This window comes from Streptomyces sp. NPDC042364, assembly GCF_056437585.1.
The window spans coordinates 121,917-140,850 of sequence record NZ_JBWKAJ010000018.1 but is presented as its reverse complement, the minus strand read 5'-3'; the positions used below and the strand labels follow the sequence as shown (position 1 = coordinate 140,850).

Genomic DNA, 18,934 nt, shown 5'->3' with positions numbered 1-18,934 from the left:
GGACTTGCTCGTCTGGACAACGTCAGTAGCGATTTTCACGGTAGACACCGTCTGCGTCGACGCCACTCCCCCACTCACCGAAGCCGGTGTTCGCCAGCTCCATGTTGACGACGAGGGAACCGGCCGCTGCGAGGGTGATCCTGAACGGACCGTCCTCTTCACCGGGCAGGTTGTTCACGGCCAGCAGCGGGAACTCCGCTGAGGTCAGCGCCGTCTCGTCGGCGATGAGGATGAGCGTACTGTCGGGCCAGCCCTCGCCATCGTGAACGATCTGCGCCTGGATCTGGTCTGCGGTGAAGCCCGCATAGGCACGGCTGTCGACGACGGTGATCGACTCGTAGTGCGCTGGGCCTCCTTCCAGTGTCTGCAGCAGGCGTGTCCACTCGTCTGGCTGCTCGAATGACGTGCGTACCAGGAGCGGACCGGCGGCTTCCTCGATCGTGGAAGAGGACGGAGGCGCCGGATCGGCTCCCGTACGCTCGCCGGGAATGACCTGGATGAGGAAGCGGGGTTGCCTGCCGTCCGTCGACCGGTCACGGGCATGGACACGGATGAGATACGGGCCGGCTCCTGCAGTTGCGAGGTTTTTCTTGCGCACAGGCTCGTATCCGCTGTCGCACAGGGTGAGGAAGCCGGTCGTGGAGATCACGGTGATCTCCTCGACCTCGTCCCAGCCGCTCTCCGTCCCAGGATCCGCTCCGGCACAGAGGGTGACGACGGGGTTCTCCAGGGTGCTTCCGGCGTCGATGTGCAGCCAGTCCTTCTCGGCTGCCAGGAACCCGTGGCCGCGCGGCGGCTTGCCGGCGTCGGGGTCCATGACGGCCAGGTCGCCCCACTCCTTCATCCTCAACGGCCGCGTACGACCTTTGAGGAGCGGCCAGTTGGAACGTCGCATGGTCAACCCCCATCGGGCTGTGCCCGCCGTTTACGTCTCGGAAGGGTAGACGGGCGCCGCGGCTGGCGCGTTGTGCGCGCCTTGCTTGATACGGACGTAGTAGCCGTCACCTTTGAGGACACGTCGGTTCTTGCAGCAACCACCGAGGCGGGCATGGGCACAGCGGTTGTCGCCGTCGGGAGTGGTGCGGATGTTGCCGTGGGCCGGCCTGCCACCCTGCCTGCCTGCGGCGCCCGGATGACCCGTGATCTCGCTCTGGGCATCGAGGGCGTCGCCGGCGCTGCCTTGGGGGAAGACCGACGGGTCGGCCCGGCCGGCCGCCTGCCTCACGGCCGCGGTCAACACCCCTGGCTCGACGGATGCCGCTGGTGCGGATCACCGTGGCTTGGGTTCTCGCGACATCCGGTAGGTGCAGAGGCACCGCGCTGACGCCGCCCGCGTCCGGTCGTGCAGGGGCGGCGTCGGCGCGTCATGGCGTCGGGTCAGCGCGGGCGTGAGCCGCTGGCCAGCTCCATGTAGAGCACGTAAGCGATGAGCTGCTGCAGTGTGGCGAAGGTGCGCAGGAAGGCGCCTGTGCCGATCTGGAGCGGCCGTACTCCGGGGTTCTGCAGCACTCGGTAGGTCCAGTTGGAAATGGAGCCCCAGTTCTGCTGCAGGTCGACGTTCTCCTCACCCATCTGGGCGCCGCCGCTGCCGTGGACCCGGATGTTGTTCCTGATGTGGCGGCGGCGGCCTTGGTCCCCCGCCCAGTCGGAGAAGTTGGTGTAGCTGCCGTTCCACGGCAGCGCTGTGGAGTGGACGCCCAGGACCTGGTCGAACCTGGCGCGCCGGGACTCGTTGAAGGCGTAGTGGCCGCCGCCCGCACCGGCTTGGTAGAAGCCGGCCAGGTACAGGTCGTTGGTCCAGAAGTACAGGGCACCCACGTAGGTGCCGTATCGATGGATGCTGACCTGGAAAAGCGCGTTGCCGTTGGTGGTGGTTTCGTCCAGCGTGTCGCGGAAGAAGTCGTGGCCGGTGACGCGATGCATCACCGCGATCATGTTCCAGTATTCCTGGTGGGGGTCTTGGCCCCCGTTGAGCAGGTCGTCGATGACCCAGTCGTGCACGGTGAGAGACCGGTCGGGATCGGCGGATGCCGCAGGCGACGCGAGGCCCAGCAAGCCGACCGGTAAGGCCAGCGCCAAGAGGGCGCCGACAGCACGCCGGCCCGCGCGTATGAGGATCTTCATCTGGAACATGGGGGGATTCCTTCACGTTCTCCGTGTTCGTCGGCGGACACCGGCGGACACGAAAGGGCGAACCCCTGACGGGGCGGGTCTCCTCGACGCTGCTTCCGGGCGCACCTCCCGAGTTGACTGTCGGCGCCCCGGCTCTTGCCCCACAGTGCACACTCGGCCGGGATTCGCCGGATCCGCGTTGCAGGCCCCCGCCCGCACTCCCCTCCCCTTGCGCCGTACGGGTCAGCTCCCACAGCCCCGTCCGGCCCCTCAAGGGCGCCTTCAGCGGGTCGCTCGGTGGACTCCACTCCTCGGACCAGAACAGCACATCCGTCAAACTCCGAGACGAAGACGGCGCGCCCCGGCGAGGGCGCGCCGTTCCAGGCCGAGGCTGTCGTCCTGGTCGGTGCGTGAGGGAGGATCAAGGGCAACCTGGCCCATCGAGTGTTCTAGAGGAACATGTGATTGACGACGCACAAACGCTCGAGCTGTTTCGGTTTGCAGACTCACTCCAGAGCGTCACCGTCGAGATGAAATGCGACGCGCCGCTGATGATGGGCGAAGAGCGGTACTTCCAAGCAGCGATCGTTCTGCAGAGTGACTTCGTCAGCGGGCGGGTCGGCCTTCGGGTGTCCCACGAGGATCTGGACGAGTGGGGGCGTTGCCTCGATGCCCTCCAGACTGAGGAAGGGGCCGAGTGGCCGGCCGGTGACCGCAGTGCCTGGGTGGCCATTGCTCCCGATGATCCGGTGGAGGTGACTGTGCACGACTCGCCGTCGACGCAGATCGCGGTGTGTGTACCGGTCGACGTTGCCTCGGACTGGCTGGAGGAGAACCGGCTGCGGTTGGAGCGTGTCCGAGCGGCTGTCTCAGGGGCCTCGTGAGCGACACGGGGCGTGGTGATCGTCATCCCCGTCTACCGACACATCTACCGGGCCGGCAGCCGGGGCCAGCGGTTCGCCTTCGTCCTCGTCAGCGACGAGGACGAGTTCGTCGGCCGGCTCGGCGCCACGCACCCGTACCGCGACAGCCCCTTCACCGGCTTCTGCTTCGAGATCGCAGCCGACCCCGTAGGCGAGCCGAGCGGATCCACCACATCAACCTGGTACGAGCTGTTCGCCTGGACAGCCACGGGAGTACACGCCCAGCGCCTCGACCTGGAAGGCAAGCGGTACAAGTCGCTTAAGCGCTTCACGCTCATGGAGTGCACTCCCAGAGGCGCGCTGATCCTCGTGCACCGCACGCAGCACCTGCTGCTCCGCATTCCGTGCCCTGGCGCCCTCGGCGATCTCGGCCAGGTGGTGGAGGATGCGCTGCGCTCTCGTTCCTCGCCCCTGGCGCATGGCGGACGTTGCCGCATTGGTCGAGGTGAGCCCGGATCCCGCACTGCGCCAGTGGGCGAGCTCTGTCGTGGACGACGATGCCGACGGGGCACGCTGGGAGCAGGTTCAGCAGCAGGGCTGGGCAGCGGGGGACCGGTTCGGCTTCGCCGTCCTTGAGACACAACCCGGTTCAGTTCGTGACACAGTCGGGCGGACTCAGTTCCAGGCGGTACTGGTGAAGATCCGCGTTCCGTGGGTCGGTCCGGTCCGGCCCCGCACGAAGCCCGACAGCATCGCGGCCGACAAGGGCTGTCGCAACGGCCCGTGCCTCGAGTGCCTGCGGCGCCGGGGCATCCCGGAGAAGACCGACAGCCAGGCCGCCCGCCTGCGCAAAGGCTCGCGCGGTGGACGGCCACCCGGCTTCGACGAAGAGCGGTACAAGAAGCGCAACACCGACTTCATCGGAGGCGCAGCCCGCATCCATGATGCGCTGACGAGCGCGACTTCCTCCGCGCGGCTCATGGGCGCGGGGGCCGCCGGGAAGGCGGCCACGGTGAAGACCGGCCCCGTGTCGCGACCTCATGGCGTTCGGTAGCACGGGGTGCTAGCGGCTTGAGCGCCTGGGCACCCCCGAGACCCCCTATCGGGGGCTCAGTCGCTCTGGGGCTTCGTCTTCGATTCATCGCGTGAACGGGGCCGTTCGGACTCGTCCTCTTCGTCGGCAAGGTCAGCTTGTTCGGGAGCGTCACTGCTCCACGCGACGGGCGGGGTCGGCGCCGAGATCGTCTGTGGTTCATCGGAACCCGGGTGGACGCTCGGCTGGGAACCTGGTGTGTGGGGCGTCTTGGCTTTGTCATTGGAATTCGTCATAGCGTGCGAGTTCCCCTCGTTCCCATTCGAATACCCCTGATCAAGTTCATCCGTCAGGCGCGGCGCGGCCGCGCGTGGCGGCTGGGCCGATCGCGTCGGCGCGGAGCATGGGGCCCGCCCACCGACCGGCGCAGTCCGACGGCCGCCGCGTCCTGCGGCAAGCACTCCGGTCTTGAGAGCGGCGGCCAGTCCGGCGAACGGGTGCTCGTGCGGCAGATGCCCGATCGATGAAGAGGACCGACCTCGGTCAGCGTTCGGGCTCCGCCCCGCTCGCCATGGGCCATGACGACAGCGTCCCACCAGACCTCCGGGACGGGCGTGAAGCGGGCTGCGGACCGTGCCCGGTCGAGCTGGTGTCGTCAGCGGGTTTGTCGAACACGTACGCCGTGTAGCGAGTGACGCGCCCTATTGCCCGGTGAGCGCGGATGACGGCGAGGACAGCGTCCCAGTCCTGCGCGTCGAGTGTTCTCAGGCCCGGCCACCGCACACACAGGGCCTGTCGGCCGGCCCGGGTCGACGCGGCGCCGGCGAACAGGGCGCAGAGCTGGGCCGCCCTGTGGAGTACGGGGGTGGTCCAGTCGAGGATCCGGCGCGTGCTGAAGCCGGCGGCGGAAGCCGTCAGCGGGTACCGCTCGTACGGTTCGATGTCGTCGAAGCGCCAGGTCCCGCGTACAAGGCCGTTCGGGGCGACGGCATCGATCGGCTGATCCGTGCGGGAAGTGACGTCGACGAGGACGAGCCTGCCGCCTGGGCGTAGCAGCCGGAAGCTTTCGCTCAGGAACGACATTCGGCCCGCATGGCCGAAGTGGAGGGCGGCCTCCAGGCAGTGCACTCGGTCGAAGGATCCGTCCGTCAGCCGGATCCCCGCGGCCTGCTGCGGCAGAGCCGTGGCGTCCGCGACGGCGAAGCGCGTCTGGACGGCCGCTGAAGCGGCTACGGGCCCGGTCGATCTGCTCGGGCTGGATGTCCACCCCCAGTGCTCGGCATCCTGAGGCGCCCAACCGCGCCGTGGTCTCACCGCGACCGCATCCCGCGTCCAGGACGAGTTGCCCGGGCCGGGCGTCCAGCAACGCCGGCGACCGGCGAGCGAGTCGGCGCTGGAAGGGCACCGGCCCGGTCAGAACCACGAGGGGAAGGGTGGGCAGCGTGAAGTAGCCGATGTCGACCAGGCCGCCCCAGCCCAGGTGCCGAAGCACCCGGAAAAGCACGCTGTCGTCGCTGTACGCGCTCGCAAGGTCACCGCTGTCGGACATCCCGCACCTCCGCCTGCCGTGGGCACCCGCACGGGACCCACTCCCCGTGTCACCGCCCCGGCCTGTGCTTACACTGAGTCCATCGGGGATGTTCGTGATGTACCGGAACCGCCGTGCGTTATCAGCGGATACTCGTACCGGCCCTCACCTTGGTCGTCGTGATGATGCCCGCGATCTCCGCACGGGCACAGGGTGAGGAAGTCCTGCGCGGCCCATCGTTCGCCGCGCGCACTCTGCAGGCGCTGATCGACGGTATCCAGTTCGGGGTGATCATCGCGATCACGTCGGTCGGGCTGTCACTGATCTTCGGCACCATCCACTTGATCAACTTCGCGCACGGTGAGTTCGTCACGATCGGCGCCACCTTCGCGTTCTTCCTCAACGCCTCCGCCGCCGGTCCGGGCTGGCACCTGATTCCCGCCGGCCTCGCCGCCGTGGTCTTCGGCGCTTTGCTGGGCGGGGCGGTCGAGCGCGGCATCTGGCGTCCGCTCCGGGCTCGGGGCACCGGGCTGATCAACATGTTCATCGTCACCATCGGGCTCTCGCTGCTGCTGCGCCATGTCGTACTCGTGCTGTACGGAACCCGGCCCGCCTCCTACGCGCAGTACGACATCCAGAGCGTGATCAACCTGGGGCCGGCCGGCATCACCCCACGGGACCTCACCGTCACCCTGCTCTCCGTACTGGTGCTGCTCGGCGTCGCCGCACTGCTGCAGAAGACGCGGATCGGCACGGCCGTGCGGGCCGTCTCCGCCAACCGTGACCTCGCGGAGGCGTCGGGTATCGACGTGCAGAGGGTGGTGCTGTTCGTGTGGATGCTCGGCGGCGGACTGGCCGCGCTCGGCGGGGTCTTCTTCGGTTTGGTGGAGATCGTCACCTGGGACATGGGCTTCAAGCTCCTGCTGCTCATGTTCGCGGGGATCATCCTGGGTGGGCTCGGCTCCGCCTACGGTGCGATGGTCGGCAGCCTCGTCATCGGCATCGTGGCGCAGATGTCCACCCTGTGGTTCCCGGTCGACCTGCAGTACGCCTGGGCTCTCCTCGTTCTGATCCTCGTCCTCCTCGTCCGGCCGCAGGGCATTCTCGGCCGGGCCGAACGCGTCGGATGAGGGGTGTGCCATGGACTTCTCGGCCATCGTCTCCGACGCCCTGCGCTCGGGGATCGGACCCATCGCCGCCGTCTACGCGCTCGCCGCGATGGGGTTGAACCTGCACTTCGGTTACACGGGGCTGCTGAACTTCGGCCAGGTCGGCTTCATGCTGGTCGGCGGCTACGGGCTCGCCGTCACGGTGTCGACGTACGACGGCCCGATGTGGCTCGGGGTCCTGGCCGGCATTGCCTGCGCGATCGTGCTGGCGCTGCTCCTGGGCCTGCCCACCCTGCGGCTGCGCGCCGACTACCTCGCGATCACCACCATCGCGGCGGGAGAGACACTACGGCTGTTCTACCGTTCCAGCTGGGCCGAGCCGGTCACCGGTGGGGTGTTCGGGCTGCAGCGGTTCGCGAACGACTACTACGAACTCAGCCCCATCGAGCCCGGCACCTACGGCGTTTGGCTCGTGAGATTCAGCTCCCGCGACCTCTGGGTGATGATCGTCGGATGGGCGTTGGTGGTCGTCGTCGGAATCCTGCTCGCCCTGCTGATCCACAGCCCGTGGGGCCGTGTCATCCGGTCCATCCGTGAGGACGAGGTCGCCGCACGCAGCCTCGGCAAGAACGTCTACGGGTACAAGATGCAGAGCCTTGTGCTCGGTGGCGTCATCGGGGCGGTGGCGGGCATGCTGCAGGCGATCCAGGTGCAGTCGGTGAACCCCGACAACTACGATCCGGGCGTCACCTTCTTCCTCTACACGCTGCTCGTTCTCGGGGGCGCCGGACGGATCCTCGGGCCGGTCGTCGGCTCGATCCTCTTCTGGTTCGTCCTCAGCTTCCTCGACAGCGCGCTCCGCCAGGCCATCGACGCCGAGTACATCTCGCCGGGGCTCATCAGCACATCGGAGGTCGGCGCGGTGCGCTTCGCCCTGGTCGGGGTCGCCCTGATCCTGCTGGTCGCGTTCCGGCCCCAGGGCATCCTCGGCAGCCGGAAGGAGATGCTGCTCAGTGGCCGCTGACCCGGTCGTGCCCCATCCCGGGCGGCTCTCCGCGATCGATCCCGAGCCGGGGGTGCGCAAGCCCGATCCCCTGCTGGTACTGGACCAGGTGACCCGTACCTTCGGCGGTCTGGTCGCCGTGCGGGTCGAGCACCTGGAGGTGCAGCGCGGCGCCATCACGGCGCTCATCGGCCCGAACGGCGCCGGCAAGACCACGCTGTTCAACGTGGTGAGCGGGTTCGACCGGGCCGACGGCGGCCGGTGGTCGTTCGACGGACGGCCGCTCACCGGCTCGCCGGCACACCGGGTGGCACGGCGGGGGCTGGTCCGTACGTTCCAGCTCTCCAGAGCGCTCGCACGGCTCACGGTGCTGGAGAACCTGCTGCTCGCCGCGCCCGGGCAACGCGGCGAGCGAGTGCTGCCCGCGCTGCTGCGACCGCTGTGGCGCGGGCAGGAGCGGGAGCTCGAGCGCCGGGCAGACGAACTGCTGGACCGGTTCCGGCTCGGGCCCCTGCGCGACGACCACGCCGGCACACTCTCCGGCGGTCAGCGCAAGCTGCTGGAACTGGCCCGCGCGCTGATGGCCCGGCCGGTCATGCTGCTGCTCGACGAGCCGATGGCCGGGGTGAACCCCGCGCTGACCCAGGCGCTGCTCGGACACATCACGCGGCTGCGGGACGACGGTCTGACGGTGTGCTTCGTCGAGCACGACATGGACGTGGTGATGGGCATCAGCGACTGGGTGGCCGTCATGGCCGACGGCCGCCTGGTGGCGGAGGGGCCACCGCACACGATCGGCCGGAACGCCGCCGTCGTGGACGCCTACCTGGGCAAGCGGCACGACGAGCCGGAGGCGACCGAGGAGAACGGCGAGGAGGTGCAGTGATGTCCGCCGAGGAACAGGCACCGGTGCTGGCGGCCGACGACCTCGTCGCCGGATACATCCCTGGTGTCGATGTGCTGCGCGGATGCAGCGTCAAGGTCAGGCCGGGCGAGGTGGTCGGTGTGATCGGCCCCAACGGTGCCGGCAAGTCGACGCTGGTCAAGGCCGTTTTCGGGCTCCTGCGGGTGCGCGGTGGGACCGTGCGGCTGCGTGGCGAGGACGTGACCGGCCTGCCCGCGCACGAGCTGGTCCGGCGGGGCGTGGGCTACGTACCGCAGCTGCAGAACGTGTTTCCCACGCTGACCGTCGAGGAGAACCTGCGGATGGGGGTCTATCTGCGGCCCAAGAACCACGCGCGGCGGGTCGCGGCGGTCGAGGAACTCTTCCCGGTACTGGCCGACCGCCGCGGACAGAAGGCCGGTGCGATGTCAGGCGGGGAACGCCAGATGCTCGCGATGGCCCGCGCGCTGATGATGGAGCCGCAGCTGCTGCTGCTCGACGAACCGTCGGCCGGCCTGTCCCCGCTCCATCAGGACCACGTGTTCGACAGATGCAGAATGATCAACAGTGCGGGCGTCGCCGTGCTCATGGTGGAACAGAACGCCCGCAGGTGCCTTCAGCTCTGCGACCGCGGCTACGTCCTCGACCAGGGCCGCAACGCGTACACCGGCACGGGCACGGCCCTGCTCCACGACGAGAAGGTGATCGAGCTCTACCTCGGCACGCTCGCCCGTGTCCGTTGACTCCCGTCCGGGCACCGGCGACGGTGCCCACACACTCCTGTGCGGCCGCTCTCGGTAGCTCCTGTTCTCTCCGCTCTCGGTCGCGCCTGCTCTCTTCGGCATCGGCCGCTCGTGGTCAGTCCTGGGCCTTGCTGGTCTCGGTACGCAGGGTCTGCAGCCGTCCGTCGTCGTTGTAGCCGTACACCTCGATCGTCGCCTGGCTGGGTTCGCCCTTGTCGGTGAAGTCGAGCGGACCGCTTACGCCGTCGTAGTCGATGTCCTTGCCGTCGGCGAGCAGCTCCTTGCAGGCAGCGAACGAGTTGCACTTCGCTCCGTCCTTGGTGATCCCGTTCATCTCCTTGACGTATTCGCCGGGGTCGTCGGACTCCGCCTTCTCTGCGGCGAGCGCGATCGTGGTCACGCAGTCGAACACCTGCGGTGCGAACTGGAGCTCCTTCAGTTTCGGCGCGAATTCCTTGAGCTCCTTCACGTACTGCTCGTTCGACGCCGACGCCGGCGCGGTCCCCTTCATCCCGGAGAGCCTCTCCGGCCGGCCCGGGGACACCAGCGAGGGCAGTTCCTCGCTGCGCAGTCCGTCGGCGCCGTAGACGCCGATCCGGTCGGGTCCGAGGCCGGACTCGATCATGCCCTGCAGGATCTGGGCGCCTTCCTCGAAGGCGATCACCACGGCGGCGTCCGGCCGGGAGTTCTCCATCTGCTGGACGACCTGGTCGAAGTTGGTGGCCTTAGGGTCATAGGTCTCGGCGAGCGTGACCGTCACACCGCGCTCCTCCAGCGTTTTCCGGGTCGTCTCCATCAGGCCGCGCCCGTAGTCGTCCGCCCGCGCGACCAGGGCCACCCGGTCATGGCCGTCCTCGCGGACGACATCCGCCAGGATGGGCCCCTGCAACGCGTCGCTCGGGACGGTACGGAAGTAGAAGCCGTCGTCCTCGTAGTCGGTGAACGTGGGAGCGGTGTTCGAGCCCGAACACTGCACGACGCCCGCTCCGGTCACCCGGTCGATGAACGACAGCGACATGCCGGAAGCCGCGGCGCCGATGACGGCGTCCACACCTGCCGCGAGGACCCGGTCCGCCGACTGCGCGGCGACGGCCTCCTGGCCCGCCTCGTCACTGGAGACCACCGTCGGCACGGGCTCGCCCAGGACCCCGCCGGCGTCATTGATCTTCTCTATCGCGAACTTCAACGATTCGATCTGCGGCGGGCCGAGGTAGGCCAGCTGTCCCGTCTCCGGCAGGACGTAGCCGAACTGGAGCTCGCCATCGCCCGGCTCGGCCCGGGCAGTGCCCGTCGTACCGCAGACGGCAATCACAAGAGCAGCCGCGCTCGCGAAGGTCGCGGACCGCCGTATCGACGCTTTCATCTCCGCCTCCGCTCGTTACAGGCAGCGGGGGTCGGCTGGCCGGCCCTCCGCCCGCCACCTGTACATGAGCGTAGAACTCTTTCGGATTCCAGAAAAGTACGAAATGCACATTTCAGTCGGAGTGGCCCAGTTCGGCGAGGGCCCGGTCGAGCATGTCGGCGAAGAAGTCGGCAGCGGTGGTGTCGATGCACAGCGGTGGCTTGATCTTGAGGATGTTGAGGTGGTCACCGGTGGGCTGGACGATCACGCCGAGGTCGAGCATGCGGTCGCAGAGTTCGGCGGTCTCTTCCGTGGCGGGCTCCAGGCCGACGCGGTCGCGGACGAGTTCGAGGCCGAGGTAGAGGCCCGAGCCGTGGACGGCGCCGATGATGCCGTAGCGGTCGGCCAGTGCCTCCAGCCGGGTCTTCAGATGGCCGCCGACGCGCGCCGCGTTGCCCTGGAGGTCCTCGTCGCGCAGGGTGTCCAGGACGGTGAGGCCGACGACGCTGGAGACGGGGCTGCCGCCGGTGGAGGAGAAGAAGTAGCCCTGGTCGCGGTACCGGTCCGCGACCGCCTTGGACGTGATGACGGCGCCGAGGGGGTGTCCGTTGCCCATGGCCTTGGCGACACAGACGATGTCGGGGACGACCTGCTGCTGCTCGAAGCCCCAGAACCAGTGCCCCAGGCGGCCGTATCCGACCTGGACCTCGTCGGCGACGGCCAGGCCGCCGTGACGCCGTACCGCCGCGTACACCTCGGAGAGATAGCCCTCGGGAAGGGCGACTCCGCCGGCGTTGCCGTAGAAGGTCTCGCCGATGAACGCTCCCGCCGGGCGGCCTGCGGCGGCCAGTTCGTCGATCACCGCGACGGCCTCGGGCGCGTAGCGCACGGCATCCGCCCCGCGGTGGCGGCCGCGGTAGGAGTTGGGCGAGTCCACGGTGTGTACCCAGCTCGGCCGGGTGGCGAGGGCGTTCGGGTTGTCCTGGAGCGAGGTGGAGATCGCGTCGGAGGCGTACGTCCAGCCGTGGTACGCCTCGCGCAGCGCGACGACGTCGGGTCGGCCGGAGGCCCCGATGGCCAGGCGGAGGCCCAGATCCACCGCTTCCGAGCCGGAGTTGACGAGGAACACCGTGTCCAGAGGGTCGGGCAGGAGGCCGGCGAGGCGCTCCGTGAACTCCACGACGGAGGCGTAGTGGAAGCGCGAGTTGGTGTTGAGCCGCCGCAACTGCCGGGAGACCGCCTGCTCGACGCGGGGGTGGGCGTGACCCAACGGGGTGACGTTGTTGACGATGTCGAGGTACGACCGGCCGTCGGTGGACATCAGGTGGTGGCGCCAACCGCGTTCGATACGCGGAGGGTTGGCGTAGTAGTGCTCCTGTACGGTGGCGAACACGGCGTCACGCCGGTCGAGCAGATCCCTTTCGCGCGTGGGGTCGGAGTCGGTCGGGAGGCCGAGGAGCGGGGCGGGGTCGGCGGTGAGCGCGAGCCAGCCGGCGGCGTACTCGGGGCGGACCAGGCGTGGTGCGGCGGGGCCGTCGGCGTCGCGCAGCGCGATGTGGATCGAGGCACCGGAGGCGAGCTGGGCGATGTCCTCGCCCGCCTGCACGGTGGTACCGGTGGACGCGACCGGCTGGACCTCGCCGGGCCAGGACAGCGACAGCACGTGCGTGCCGCAGGTGAGTTCCACGTGGCCCGGCAGCGCGGCGATGACCTTCCCCGCGGCGGGCGCCTGCACCACGGCATCCCGGCCCAGCCAGAGGTCGATCCCGGTGGGCACCGTGGGGGCGGACACCGCCGACAGCGCCGGTGTCCGAGTGAGCCGCGCACGGGCGTACCGGGTGGCGACGGCGGCCGCTCCGCCGGCGAGGGCGGAGGTCACCAGTCGGGCCTCGGCACCGGCGTCCGTCCAGGCTCCGTGGTCCATGGAATCGGCGTCGGTGGACAGGTCGAGGAGGGTGATGTCGCCGGCGGAGAGGTCCCTCAGGAGAGGACGCACCGGTGCGTCGGCGGGCGCGGTCCGGGCCGGCATGTCGGCCATGCCGGTCGCGTCCCTGACGAGGCGGACCATCACCGGCAGGGGCAGCCGCGTGGCCTGTTCGAATATGCGCCATTCGCGGTCGAGTGCGGCCTTGGCGTACAGGTTGTCCTCGTCGACGGCGGCCTGGTGCCGCCCGCTGGCCACCAGGACGGCGGCGCGCAGGACCACGAGCGGCCACACCGCCTCGGCCTCCTCGGCGGAGAGCGGCCGAACGGCGTGGAAGGCACGGACGGCCGGCAGCACGTGGTGGGGTTCGATCCCGTCGTGGTGGAGCATCGAGGACAGTGACACGGCGAGTTCACCGACCGCCCAGCTGGTGGTCACGTCACCGAAGTCGATGATCCCGTCCGGCATGGGCGGACGGCTGGCGGGGCGGCGGATGAGATTGTCGTCGGTGAGGTCCAGGTGCACGGCCTGTACCGGCAGCCTGTCGGTGAGCTTCTGGACATGTGCCCAGGCCTCCGCGGTCGCGGCCCGGACGGCGGTGCGCCGGTCGGGTTCGGCGATGTGCCCGGCGAGCTTGGCGACGACGCGATCGGCGTGCCTCGGGTCCCACTGGAGCACGCGGTCCAGGCCCGGGTGCCGGAAGTCGCGCAGGGCGGTGCTGACCTTTCCGGCGACGGTGCCCATGCCCGCCACGGTGCCCGGGGAAAGATGCCGGGAGCCCGAGAGCGTGCCCCCGGGCAGGTAGCGCAGCGTGCGCGCGACGGCCGGACCGCTGTCGGTGTCCACCGTCGTGCGTCGTGGGGAGCCGTCAGGGTGGCGCAGAGCCGTGGCGACGCGCAGTTCCGGGCGGGCCGAGGCGATCAGGTCGGCTGCCGCGTCCTGTGCTTCGATCTCCACGGTGCCGAAGGCGGGGTTGGCGATCTTCAGGACCGCCGTGGGCGTCCCGTCCTCGGTGTGCAGCAGGAAGTTGGCGTCCTGCTGGCTGCCCAGCGCCTGCGCGCGGGCGGTGATGCCGAGGTGCTCGGCGGCGATGAGTTCAGCCTCGTCCAACGCCAGGCGGGGTGCGGGAAGGGCGTCCTCGGTGAAGAAGTCGATCGTGCGGTACTCGTCGGGCAGCATGCGGGGTCCCTCGGCTGGTGCGGGCGATCAGGGCTCGAACGCTCGGGCGGCTCAGTCGACGTGCCACAGGAAGCGGTGCGTGTGGATCGCGAAGTAGGGGAAGTTCTCGACGGCTACGACACCCTCCACGGGCCGTACGACGTCGTTGATGAAGTCCAGAAGATCCCGTGGCTGCGGGCACACCACCTCGGCGAACAGGTCGAAGCCGCCTGCCGTCAGGACCGTGTACACGACTTCGTCGTGCCGGGACAGGGCGTCGGCGACCGCGCGGGGGTCGCCGTCGACGCGCAGGCCCAGGAGCGCCATCGCCTGCTGGCCCATGGTCATCGGGTCGGTGACACCGACGACCTGGACCGCCTTGGTGTCGATCAACCGCTGCAGGCGGAGTCTCGCGGCCGAGGGTGACAACCCCACTTTCGGACCCAGCTCGGCGTAAGGGATCCGGCCGTCGACCTGCAGTTCCCGCAGGATGGCCCGGTCGATGTCGTCCATGTGGCACCTCTCCCCTACACAAATGGCAGCCCAAGCACTTGTTTCAAGCACAATGCCCGACTCGATCGCTCGATTCAAGTGTGAAGACGATGGAATCGAGCGTCGTGTGGGATGGCTCTCCCCGCACACGGCGGCCGGCGACGGCATGCGTCTTGGCGGAGCAGGTCAGGGGTGATCATCACCGCGTGGATCCGCCGGTGGTGCGGCGTGGGCACGTCTCTCGGATTGGCCGGGACTCAGGGTGGGCCGCAGGGCCCTGGCAGCGTTGGTGATCCGCCTGGCAGCTGTCTCGATCGAGGCGCGGTCTTCCCGCCGAACCTCGGTGACAGGCGACGGCGTTGCGGGAGGCGGACACCGGACGGCCCTTGGCTCTCCAACGCTCGTCTCCAGGCGTGCAACAACGCCGGGGGGCACCTCGGCGGTCGGCCGTGCGCGGTGCCGCCTCGCGCTACCGGTGGGAGATGGGGGCGCCGAAAGGATGGATGACGTTGCCGTCCGCGTACGGGATGCCGGGGCGGCGGCGACGGGGCGGGCGTTCTTCGAGGGCCTGGCCGTCGGCGAACAGTTCGTCGAGGTGGAAGGCCAGGTCGTGGAGGGGGCCGCTCGTGCCGTCGGCGGGCTCGGGCCAGACCAGCGGCAGGCGCACCCGCCAGCTGCGGGCCCGGTAGGACATGAGCAGGTCGGCCGTGTCGTAGGCGGGGGAGGTCTCGCAGCCCAGGAGTACGGGCAGGTCGCCCTGGGCGCCGGCGAAGCGGCACGTCTGTCTCAGGGCCCAGGCGAGGTGCGCGTACGCGGGTGCGGCGGCGGGCGGCGGGCACGCGGCGTCATACCAGTCGTCGGCGAGCGGGGCAGGCGGGGCGGGCGGGGCGAAGTCGGCTCGCCGTTCGCTGATGTCGAGCAGACGCAGGCGCCGCCCCTCAGGGCCTTCGGCGTGCACCTGGTCGGCGCTCTGGGCGGTGAAGGCGACGGCCTGGATTTCCTCGGGTGTGGCGGTGACCGGCTGCTTGCGCCCCTCGTCGAGGCGCCGGTAGGGGATCAGGGCTGTGCTCAGCCAGGCCAGGGCTTCTGCGGTACGGGGGGCGGGGGCGAGCTCACCGGGCGAGTACCCGCCGCTGCTGTCCTCGAAGTCGACCAGCACGTCGTCATGAGCGGTGATCATGACGACCTGGCCCACGAGGTCGCTCGGGTTGTCGGTGGGGACGGTGGCAACCACCCGGTCCCCTTCGCGCCAAGGATTCACCCCGCGCCCCCTGTCTGGTCACCCCTTCTTGCAGCCCTTCCAGCCTACGTGTCCCTTGACCCAGTAGGCGGTCCAGATTCCCGTCCTGCCGTAGTCGGTGCCGTCGAGCTTGAGGTTGCGTGTCATCGTGACCACGCACATCGTGCGCTTCTTCTTCCCGCGCCCGTACTTGTGGGTGTGGGTGGTGGACACCTGGTTGACGCTGCCCTTGCTGCCCTTGGCGAAGTTGTTGATGGCCTTGTCCCACAGGCGCATCGCATAGCCGTCGTAGGGATGGTTGGCCTTGTTGCCGGTGGAGCCGCCTCGCTTGATGTGCTCGAGGCCGTACTTGCGGTTGCCCACGCGTATCAGGGTGTCCTCGAAGTCCCCGAGGTACCAGCGGTAGACCTTCGCAGATCCCGGCCCGCTCCGGGTGTTCTTGGTGCACGCGTCGTCGAAGCCGCAACTCCACGACTTGGGCTTGGTCTTGTGGATGGAGGCGTTGGCAGGGGCGGCGCTGAACAGGACGGCCGCCGCGGCGGTGGCTGCCGTGGCCGTTGTGATGAGTCGTAATCTCATGAGGCGCACGGTACGGAAAGCGAACGGGACTCTGAATTGTCCATTGGGTCATCACACCCGGCGCCGGTCGTGTGACCGGCGCCGGGGCGGGCGGGTGACCGTTGGGGGCTGCGCCGAGCGGTGCCGCGCCGCCGCCCGGCACGGGTCGGGAAACGATCTCAGGCTCCAGGCACCCGTCCGGCGGCCTCCAACACCGAGGTCAGGAAGCGTCGTACCGTCTCCAGCTCACCCGCGTCGAAATCCCCGGCGGCCGCGACCACCTGGCCGATGACCGGCCCGAAGAAGGCCCACCCGAGATCCATGGCCTTCTCCTCCACTTCCAGCAGCACCCGTCGCCGATCGGTCGTGTCCCTGCTGCGCCTGACCAGACCGAGCCGCTCGAGCCGGTCCACCAGCGCGGTGGTCCCTGCCGAGTTCAGACGCAGCTGTCCACCGAGCCACCCTGGTGTGGCACGGGTACCGGCTCGTGCCGCGTCCAGCAGGTGGATCAACGCGCGCACATCGGTGGGATGCAGCCCGTGCCGCCCGGCGAACTCCGCGCCGAGCAGGTCGAACTCCACGGTCACCGCGCGCAGCAGGTGCACCAGTCCCATCGCAGGACCCTGATCGTCCATGCACACTCCCTCGACCACCCGGATAACATCTCGCCGAGCGAGATTATCGCTGACCGAGAGGAATGCCCGTGGCCGCGTCCCCGTCCGCTTTCGACCTTGCCTATGACGAACTCCTGGCCCGCTGGCCCGAATCCACCGAGGAACGCGACGTCGTCACGCCGTACGGGCGCTCCCGGGTGCACGTGTACGGCCCAGCGGACGGCCACCCCCTCGTACTGCTGCCCGGTGGCTCGGCCACCGGCCTGGTCTGGTTCGCCAACGCGGCCGTTCTCGGGCGCCGATTCCGAGTCCACGCGGTGGATCTGCTGGGCGACGCGGGCCGTACCGAACGCCGGGGCACACCGTTGAAGAACGCCGACGATCTGACGAACTGGCTGGACATGCTGCTGGACGGTCTCGGTCTCGCCCACACACACCTGTGCGGTCACTCGTACGGCGCCTGGCTGGCCGCCAGATACGCGCTGCGGGCCCCGCGGCGGGTCGACCGCCTCGTCCTCGTTGATCCCACCCAGGTCTTCGCCGGGTTCCGCCCCGGGTATCTGCTGCGCGCCCTGCCGACCCTGATCCGCCCCACCGAGGCCCGCGCCCGCGCCTTCCTGGCCTGGGAGACGGCAGGCACACAGCCGGACGAGACCTGGCAGCGCCTGTATGCGCTGGCCACTACCGTCCCCGGCCGCAAATTTGTCACCGGCGGCCTGCCCCGAACAGCCGGCCTCCGCCTGCCCGTCCTGGTCCTCCTCGCCGAACGCAGCCGCGCCCACCACACCGCCAAGGCCGCCGACCGGGCCCGCCGCAGTCTCCCGCAAGGCGAGGTGGCCGTACTCGCAGGGGCCACCCACCACTCCCTGCCGCTCACGGCACCGAAGCAGATGAACGACCTGCTGATGGACTTCCTGAGCTGACGCCGCCCCACATCGTGCCGAGCCCGTCCGCGGTCGGCGGCTCACGGCTGCTTCCAGCGGTCTTTCGGCGCCGATGACAGCCCCGACGCCACTCGGCAGGACACCGCGGGCCCGGCGCCGATCCCGCAGGAGGCCCTCCTCCACGTCTCCGGCGATCACTTCGATGCACCGGTACCCACAGCACCGGGCTCAGCCCGTGCATGGGTGTCGAGAAGGGGCCGACGGCTCCGTCCCCGGTATACCGGTGGCTTCACAGGACCACGCAACGCAGAGGGAGCACCGCGGTGACGCTTCAGCGAATGGACAACGTCGGCATCGTCGTCGACGATCTGGACGCCGCCGTCGCCTTCTTCACCGAACTGGGCATGGAGGTTGAGGGCGGGGCGCAGATCGAGGGACTCTTCGCGGATCAGGCCGTCGGGCTCGACGGGGTCCGCAGCGACATCGTGATGATGCGGACCCCGGACGGCCACGGCAAGCTGGAGCTTGTGCGCTACCACACCCCCGCGGCGATCAGCGACGGATCGCACAACCCGCCGCCGAACACGCTGGGCCTGCACCGGGTCATGTTCGCCGTCGACGACATCGACGACACCATCGCCCGCCTGCGCGCCCATGGCGCCGAACTCATCGGTGAGGTAGCTCGGTACAAGGACTTCTACCGCCTCTGTTACCTCCGCGGCCCCTCGGGCATCGTCCTCGCCCTGGCCGAGCAGATCAGCTGACGGCCCCTCGCGGCGAGCATCGCTCGATACACGCCCATCAACTGTCCTGCCCTCTCCGGTGGTTGGTGTGGGCTGCGCTGAAGCGGCGAACCGTTCGGGATCCACCGTAGCCGCTCGACTCGTCTTCGGGACCTTCCGCAAGCCTCGGCGTCGGACCTCGGTTCAGGTCAAGCGATCCCCATCCGACGAACTGTCCGGCGACCGTCCGCGTCGGACCTCGCCGGCCGGAAACGGGCAGCCGAACCTGTCGGGCTCCCTGTCGGCGCATACGTGTCCGGATACGTAGTTCTACCGAGGTCCGGTTCGTCCCGCCCGTCTAGGTTCGACGAGTGGGACGGAACGAACGGTGTCGAGGGGACCGAGTGACAGACAACACCCGCGGAAGACGCGGTAGTTGGGTGATGCTGTTGGCTGCGGGGGTCTTGCTGGCCGGGTGTTCGGCGCAAGGGGCGGACACCCGGACTTCCCGGCAGAGCGGTTCGCCCCCGGCCGGCGCCTCTCCGAGCGCGAGCGGTGCGGCGACGGAGTCGAGCGGCTCGTCGGCCGGTTGGTCCGTTTTCACGCCCGATCCCTCCCTCGTCCCCGAGTCCTCGACGGACGGGGCCCGTCTGGCCGAGTCCGTCGTGCTCGGGCCGGACGACTGGGGCCGGGGCTTCGTCGCCCGGTCTCCGGCCGTGAGCACCC

The 18,934-nt window shown here is 69.3% G+C and carries 18 protein-coding genes and 2 pseudogenes; 9 read left to right on the top strand and 11 right to left on the bottom strand.

Annotated features, from left to right (window positions below):
- Positions 1 to 22: 22 nt before the first annotated feature.
- Both AC067N_RS29565 and AC067N_RS29560 read right to left on the bottom strand, forming a co-directional pair.
- On the bottom strand, positions 23 to 817 hold the full coding sequence (locus AC067N_RS29565) for a DUF6924 domain-containing protein (protein ID WP_478681943.1): 795 nt from the start codon (positions 815 to 817) through the stop codon (positions 23 to 25).
- 560 nt (positions 818 to 1,377) lie between these two features.
- Positions 1,378 to 2,133, bottom strand: a complete 756-nt coding sequence (locus AC067N_RS29560) for a hypothetical protein (protein WP_478681942.1) — start codon at positions 2,131 to 2,133, stop codon at positions 1,378 to 1,380.
- Between the two features lie 440 nt (positions 2,134 to 2,573).
- Between AC067N_RS29560 and AC067N_RS29555 the strand changes: the two genes are divergently transcribed.
- The 3 genes from AC067N_RS29555 to AC067N_RS29545 are packed head-to-tail and all read left to right on the top strand — an operon-like array spanning position 2,574 to position 4,029.
- Entirely contained in the window at positions 2,574 to 2,996 is a 423-nt protein-coding gene (locus tag AC067N_RS29555; RefSeq protein WP_478681941.1) for a DUF5959 family protein, read from the top strand.
- Between the two features lie 12 nt (positions 2,997 to 3,008).
- On the top strand, positions 3,009 to 3,611 hold the full coding sequence (locus tag AC067N_RS29550; protein ID WP_478681940.1) for a hypothetical protein: 603 nt from the start codon (positions 3,009 to 3,011) through the stop codon (positions 3,609 to 3,611).
- A gap of 58 nt (positions 3,612 to 3,669) precedes the next feature.
- The gene (locus AC067N_RS29545; protein ID WP_478681939.1) at positions 3,670 to 4,029 is read left to right on the top strand and encodes a hypothetical protein; all 360 of its coding nucleotides are present in this window, start codon (positions 3,670 to 3,672) and stop codon (positions 4,027 to 4,029) included.
- A 522-nt stretch (positions 4,030 to 4,551) separates the two neighbouring features.
- On the opposite strand, the gene AC067N_RS29540 is transcribed toward AC067N_RS29545, so the two are convergent.
- From AC067N_RS29540 to AC067N_RS29530, 3 genes and pseudogenes are all read right to left on the bottom strand, one after another.
- A complete protein-coding gene (locus AC067N_RS29540; RefSeq protein WP_478681978.1) occupies positions 4,552 to 5,091 on the bottom strand; it encodes a hypothetical protein in 540 nt (179 codons plus the stop codon).
- A 3-nt stretch (positions 5,092 to 5,094) separates the two neighbouring features.
- A pseudogene (locus AC067N_RS29535) lies at positions 5,095 to 5,322 on the bottom strand (hypothetical protein); the annotation flags it as partial.
- Positions 5,279 to 5,557: pseudogene (locus AC067N_RS29530) on the bottom strand (hypothetical protein); the annotation flags it as partial. The pseudogenes AC067N_RS29530 and AC067N_RS29535, both read right to left, overlap by 44 nt.
- A gap of 113 nt (positions 5,558 to 5,670) precedes the next feature.
- Here AC067N_RS29530 and AC067N_RS29525 point away from each other — a divergent pair.
- Genes AC067N_RS29525 through AC067N_RS29510 form a run of 4 tightly spaced genes read left to right on the top strand, consistent with a single transcriptional unit; the run spans position 5,671 to position 9,274 of the window.
- Positions 5,671 to 6,666: a branched-chain amino acid ABC transporter permease gene (locus AC067N_RS29525; protein WP_478681938.1), complete on the top strand. Its 996-nt coding sequence runs from the start codon at positions 5,671 to 5,673 to the stop codon at positions 6,664 to 6,666.
- Positions 6,667 to 6,676: 10 nt separating this feature from the next.
- Positions 6,677 to 7,669 carry a branched-chain amino acid ABC transporter permease gene (locus tag AC067N_RS29520; protein WP_478681937.1) on the top strand — a complete coding sequence of 331 codons (993 nt, stop codon included), beginning with the start codon at positions 6,677 to 6,679 and terminating at the stop codon, positions 7,667 to 7,669.
- On the top strand, positions 7,659 to 8,534 hold the full coding sequence (locus AC067N_RS29515; RefSeq protein ID WP_478681936.1) for an ABC transporter ATP-binding protein: 876 nt from the start codon (positions 7,659 to 7,661) through the stop codon (positions 8,532 to 8,534). Before AC067N_RS29520 ends, AC067N_RS29515 begins: the two co-directional genes overlap by 11 nt.
- Positions 8,534 to 9,274: an ABC transporter ATP-binding protein gene (locus tag AC067N_RS29510; protein ID WP_478681935.1), complete on the top strand. Its 741-nt coding sequence runs from the start codon at positions 8,534 to 8,536 to the stop codon at positions 9,272 to 9,274. Before AC067N_RS29515 ends, AC067N_RS29510 begins: the two co-directional genes overlap by 1 nt.
- A gap of 115 nt (positions 9,275 to 9,389) precedes the next feature.
- On the opposite strand, the gene AC067N_RS29505 is transcribed toward AC067N_RS29510, so the two are convergent.
- The 6 genes from AC067N_RS29505 to AC067N_RS29480 all read right to left on the bottom strand — a co-directional run bounded on the left by AC067N_RS29505 (position 9,390) and on the right by AC067N_RS29480 (position 16,623).
- Positions 9,390 to 10,637 (bottom strand): ABC transporter substrate-binding protein, encoded by a 1,248-nt coding sequence (locus AC067N_RS29505; protein WP_478681934.1) that lies wholly within the window; start codon positions 10,635 to 10,637, stop codon positions 9,390 to 9,392.
- Positions 10,638 to 10,749: 112 nt separating this feature from the next.
- Positions 10,750 to 13,719 (bottom strand): aminotransferase, encoded by a 2,970-nt coding sequence (locus tag AC067N_RS29500; RefSeq protein ID WP_478681933.1) that lies wholly within the window; start codon positions 13,717 to 13,719, stop codon positions 10,750 to 10,752.
- Positions 13,720 to 13,770: 51 nt separating this feature from the next.
- Positions 13,771 to 14,211 (bottom strand): Lrp/AsnC family transcriptional regulator, encoded by a 441-nt coding sequence (locus AC067N_RS29495; RefSeq protein WP_478681932.1) that lies wholly within the window; start codon positions 14,209 to 14,211, stop codon positions 13,771 to 13,773.
- A gap of 448 nt (positions 14,212 to 14,659) precedes the next feature.
- Entirely contained in the window at positions 14,660 to 15,424 is a 765-nt protein-coding gene (locus AC067N_RS29490) for a hypothetical protein (RefSeq protein WP_478681931.1), read from the bottom strand.
- Positions 15,425 to 15,469: 45 nt separating this feature from the next.
- The gene (locus tag AC067N_RS29485; protein ID WP_478681930.1) at positions 15,470 to 16,009 is read right to left on the bottom strand and encodes a hypothetical protein; all 540 of its coding nucleotides are present in this window, start codon (positions 16,007 to 16,009) and stop codon (positions 15,470 to 15,472) included.
- Positions 16,010 to 16,167: 158 nt separating this feature from the next.
- A complete protein-coding gene (locus tag AC067N_RS29480) occupies positions 16,168 to 16,623 on the bottom strand; it encodes a MarR family transcriptional regulator (protein ID WP_478681929.1) in 456 nt (151 codons plus the stop codon).
- 62 nt (positions 16,624 to 16,685) lie between these two features.
- Here AC067N_RS29480 and AC067N_RS29475 point away from each other — a divergent pair, with 62 nt between their 5' ends.
- Positions 16,686 to 17,525, top strand: coding sequence for an alpha/beta fold hydrolase (locus AC067N_RS29475; protein ID WP_478681928.1), 840 nt, complete (start codon positions 16,686 to 16,688; stop codon positions 17,523 to 17,525).
- A 284-nt stretch (positions 17,526 to 17,809) separates the two neighbouring features.
- Positions 17,810 to 18,250: a VOC family protein gene (locus AC067N_RS29470; protein ID WP_478681927.1), complete on the top strand. Its 441-nt coding sequence runs from the start codon at positions 17,810 to 17,812 to the stop codon at positions 18,248 to 18,250.
- The last annotated feature ends 684 nt before the right edge of the window (positions 18,251 to 18,934 follow it).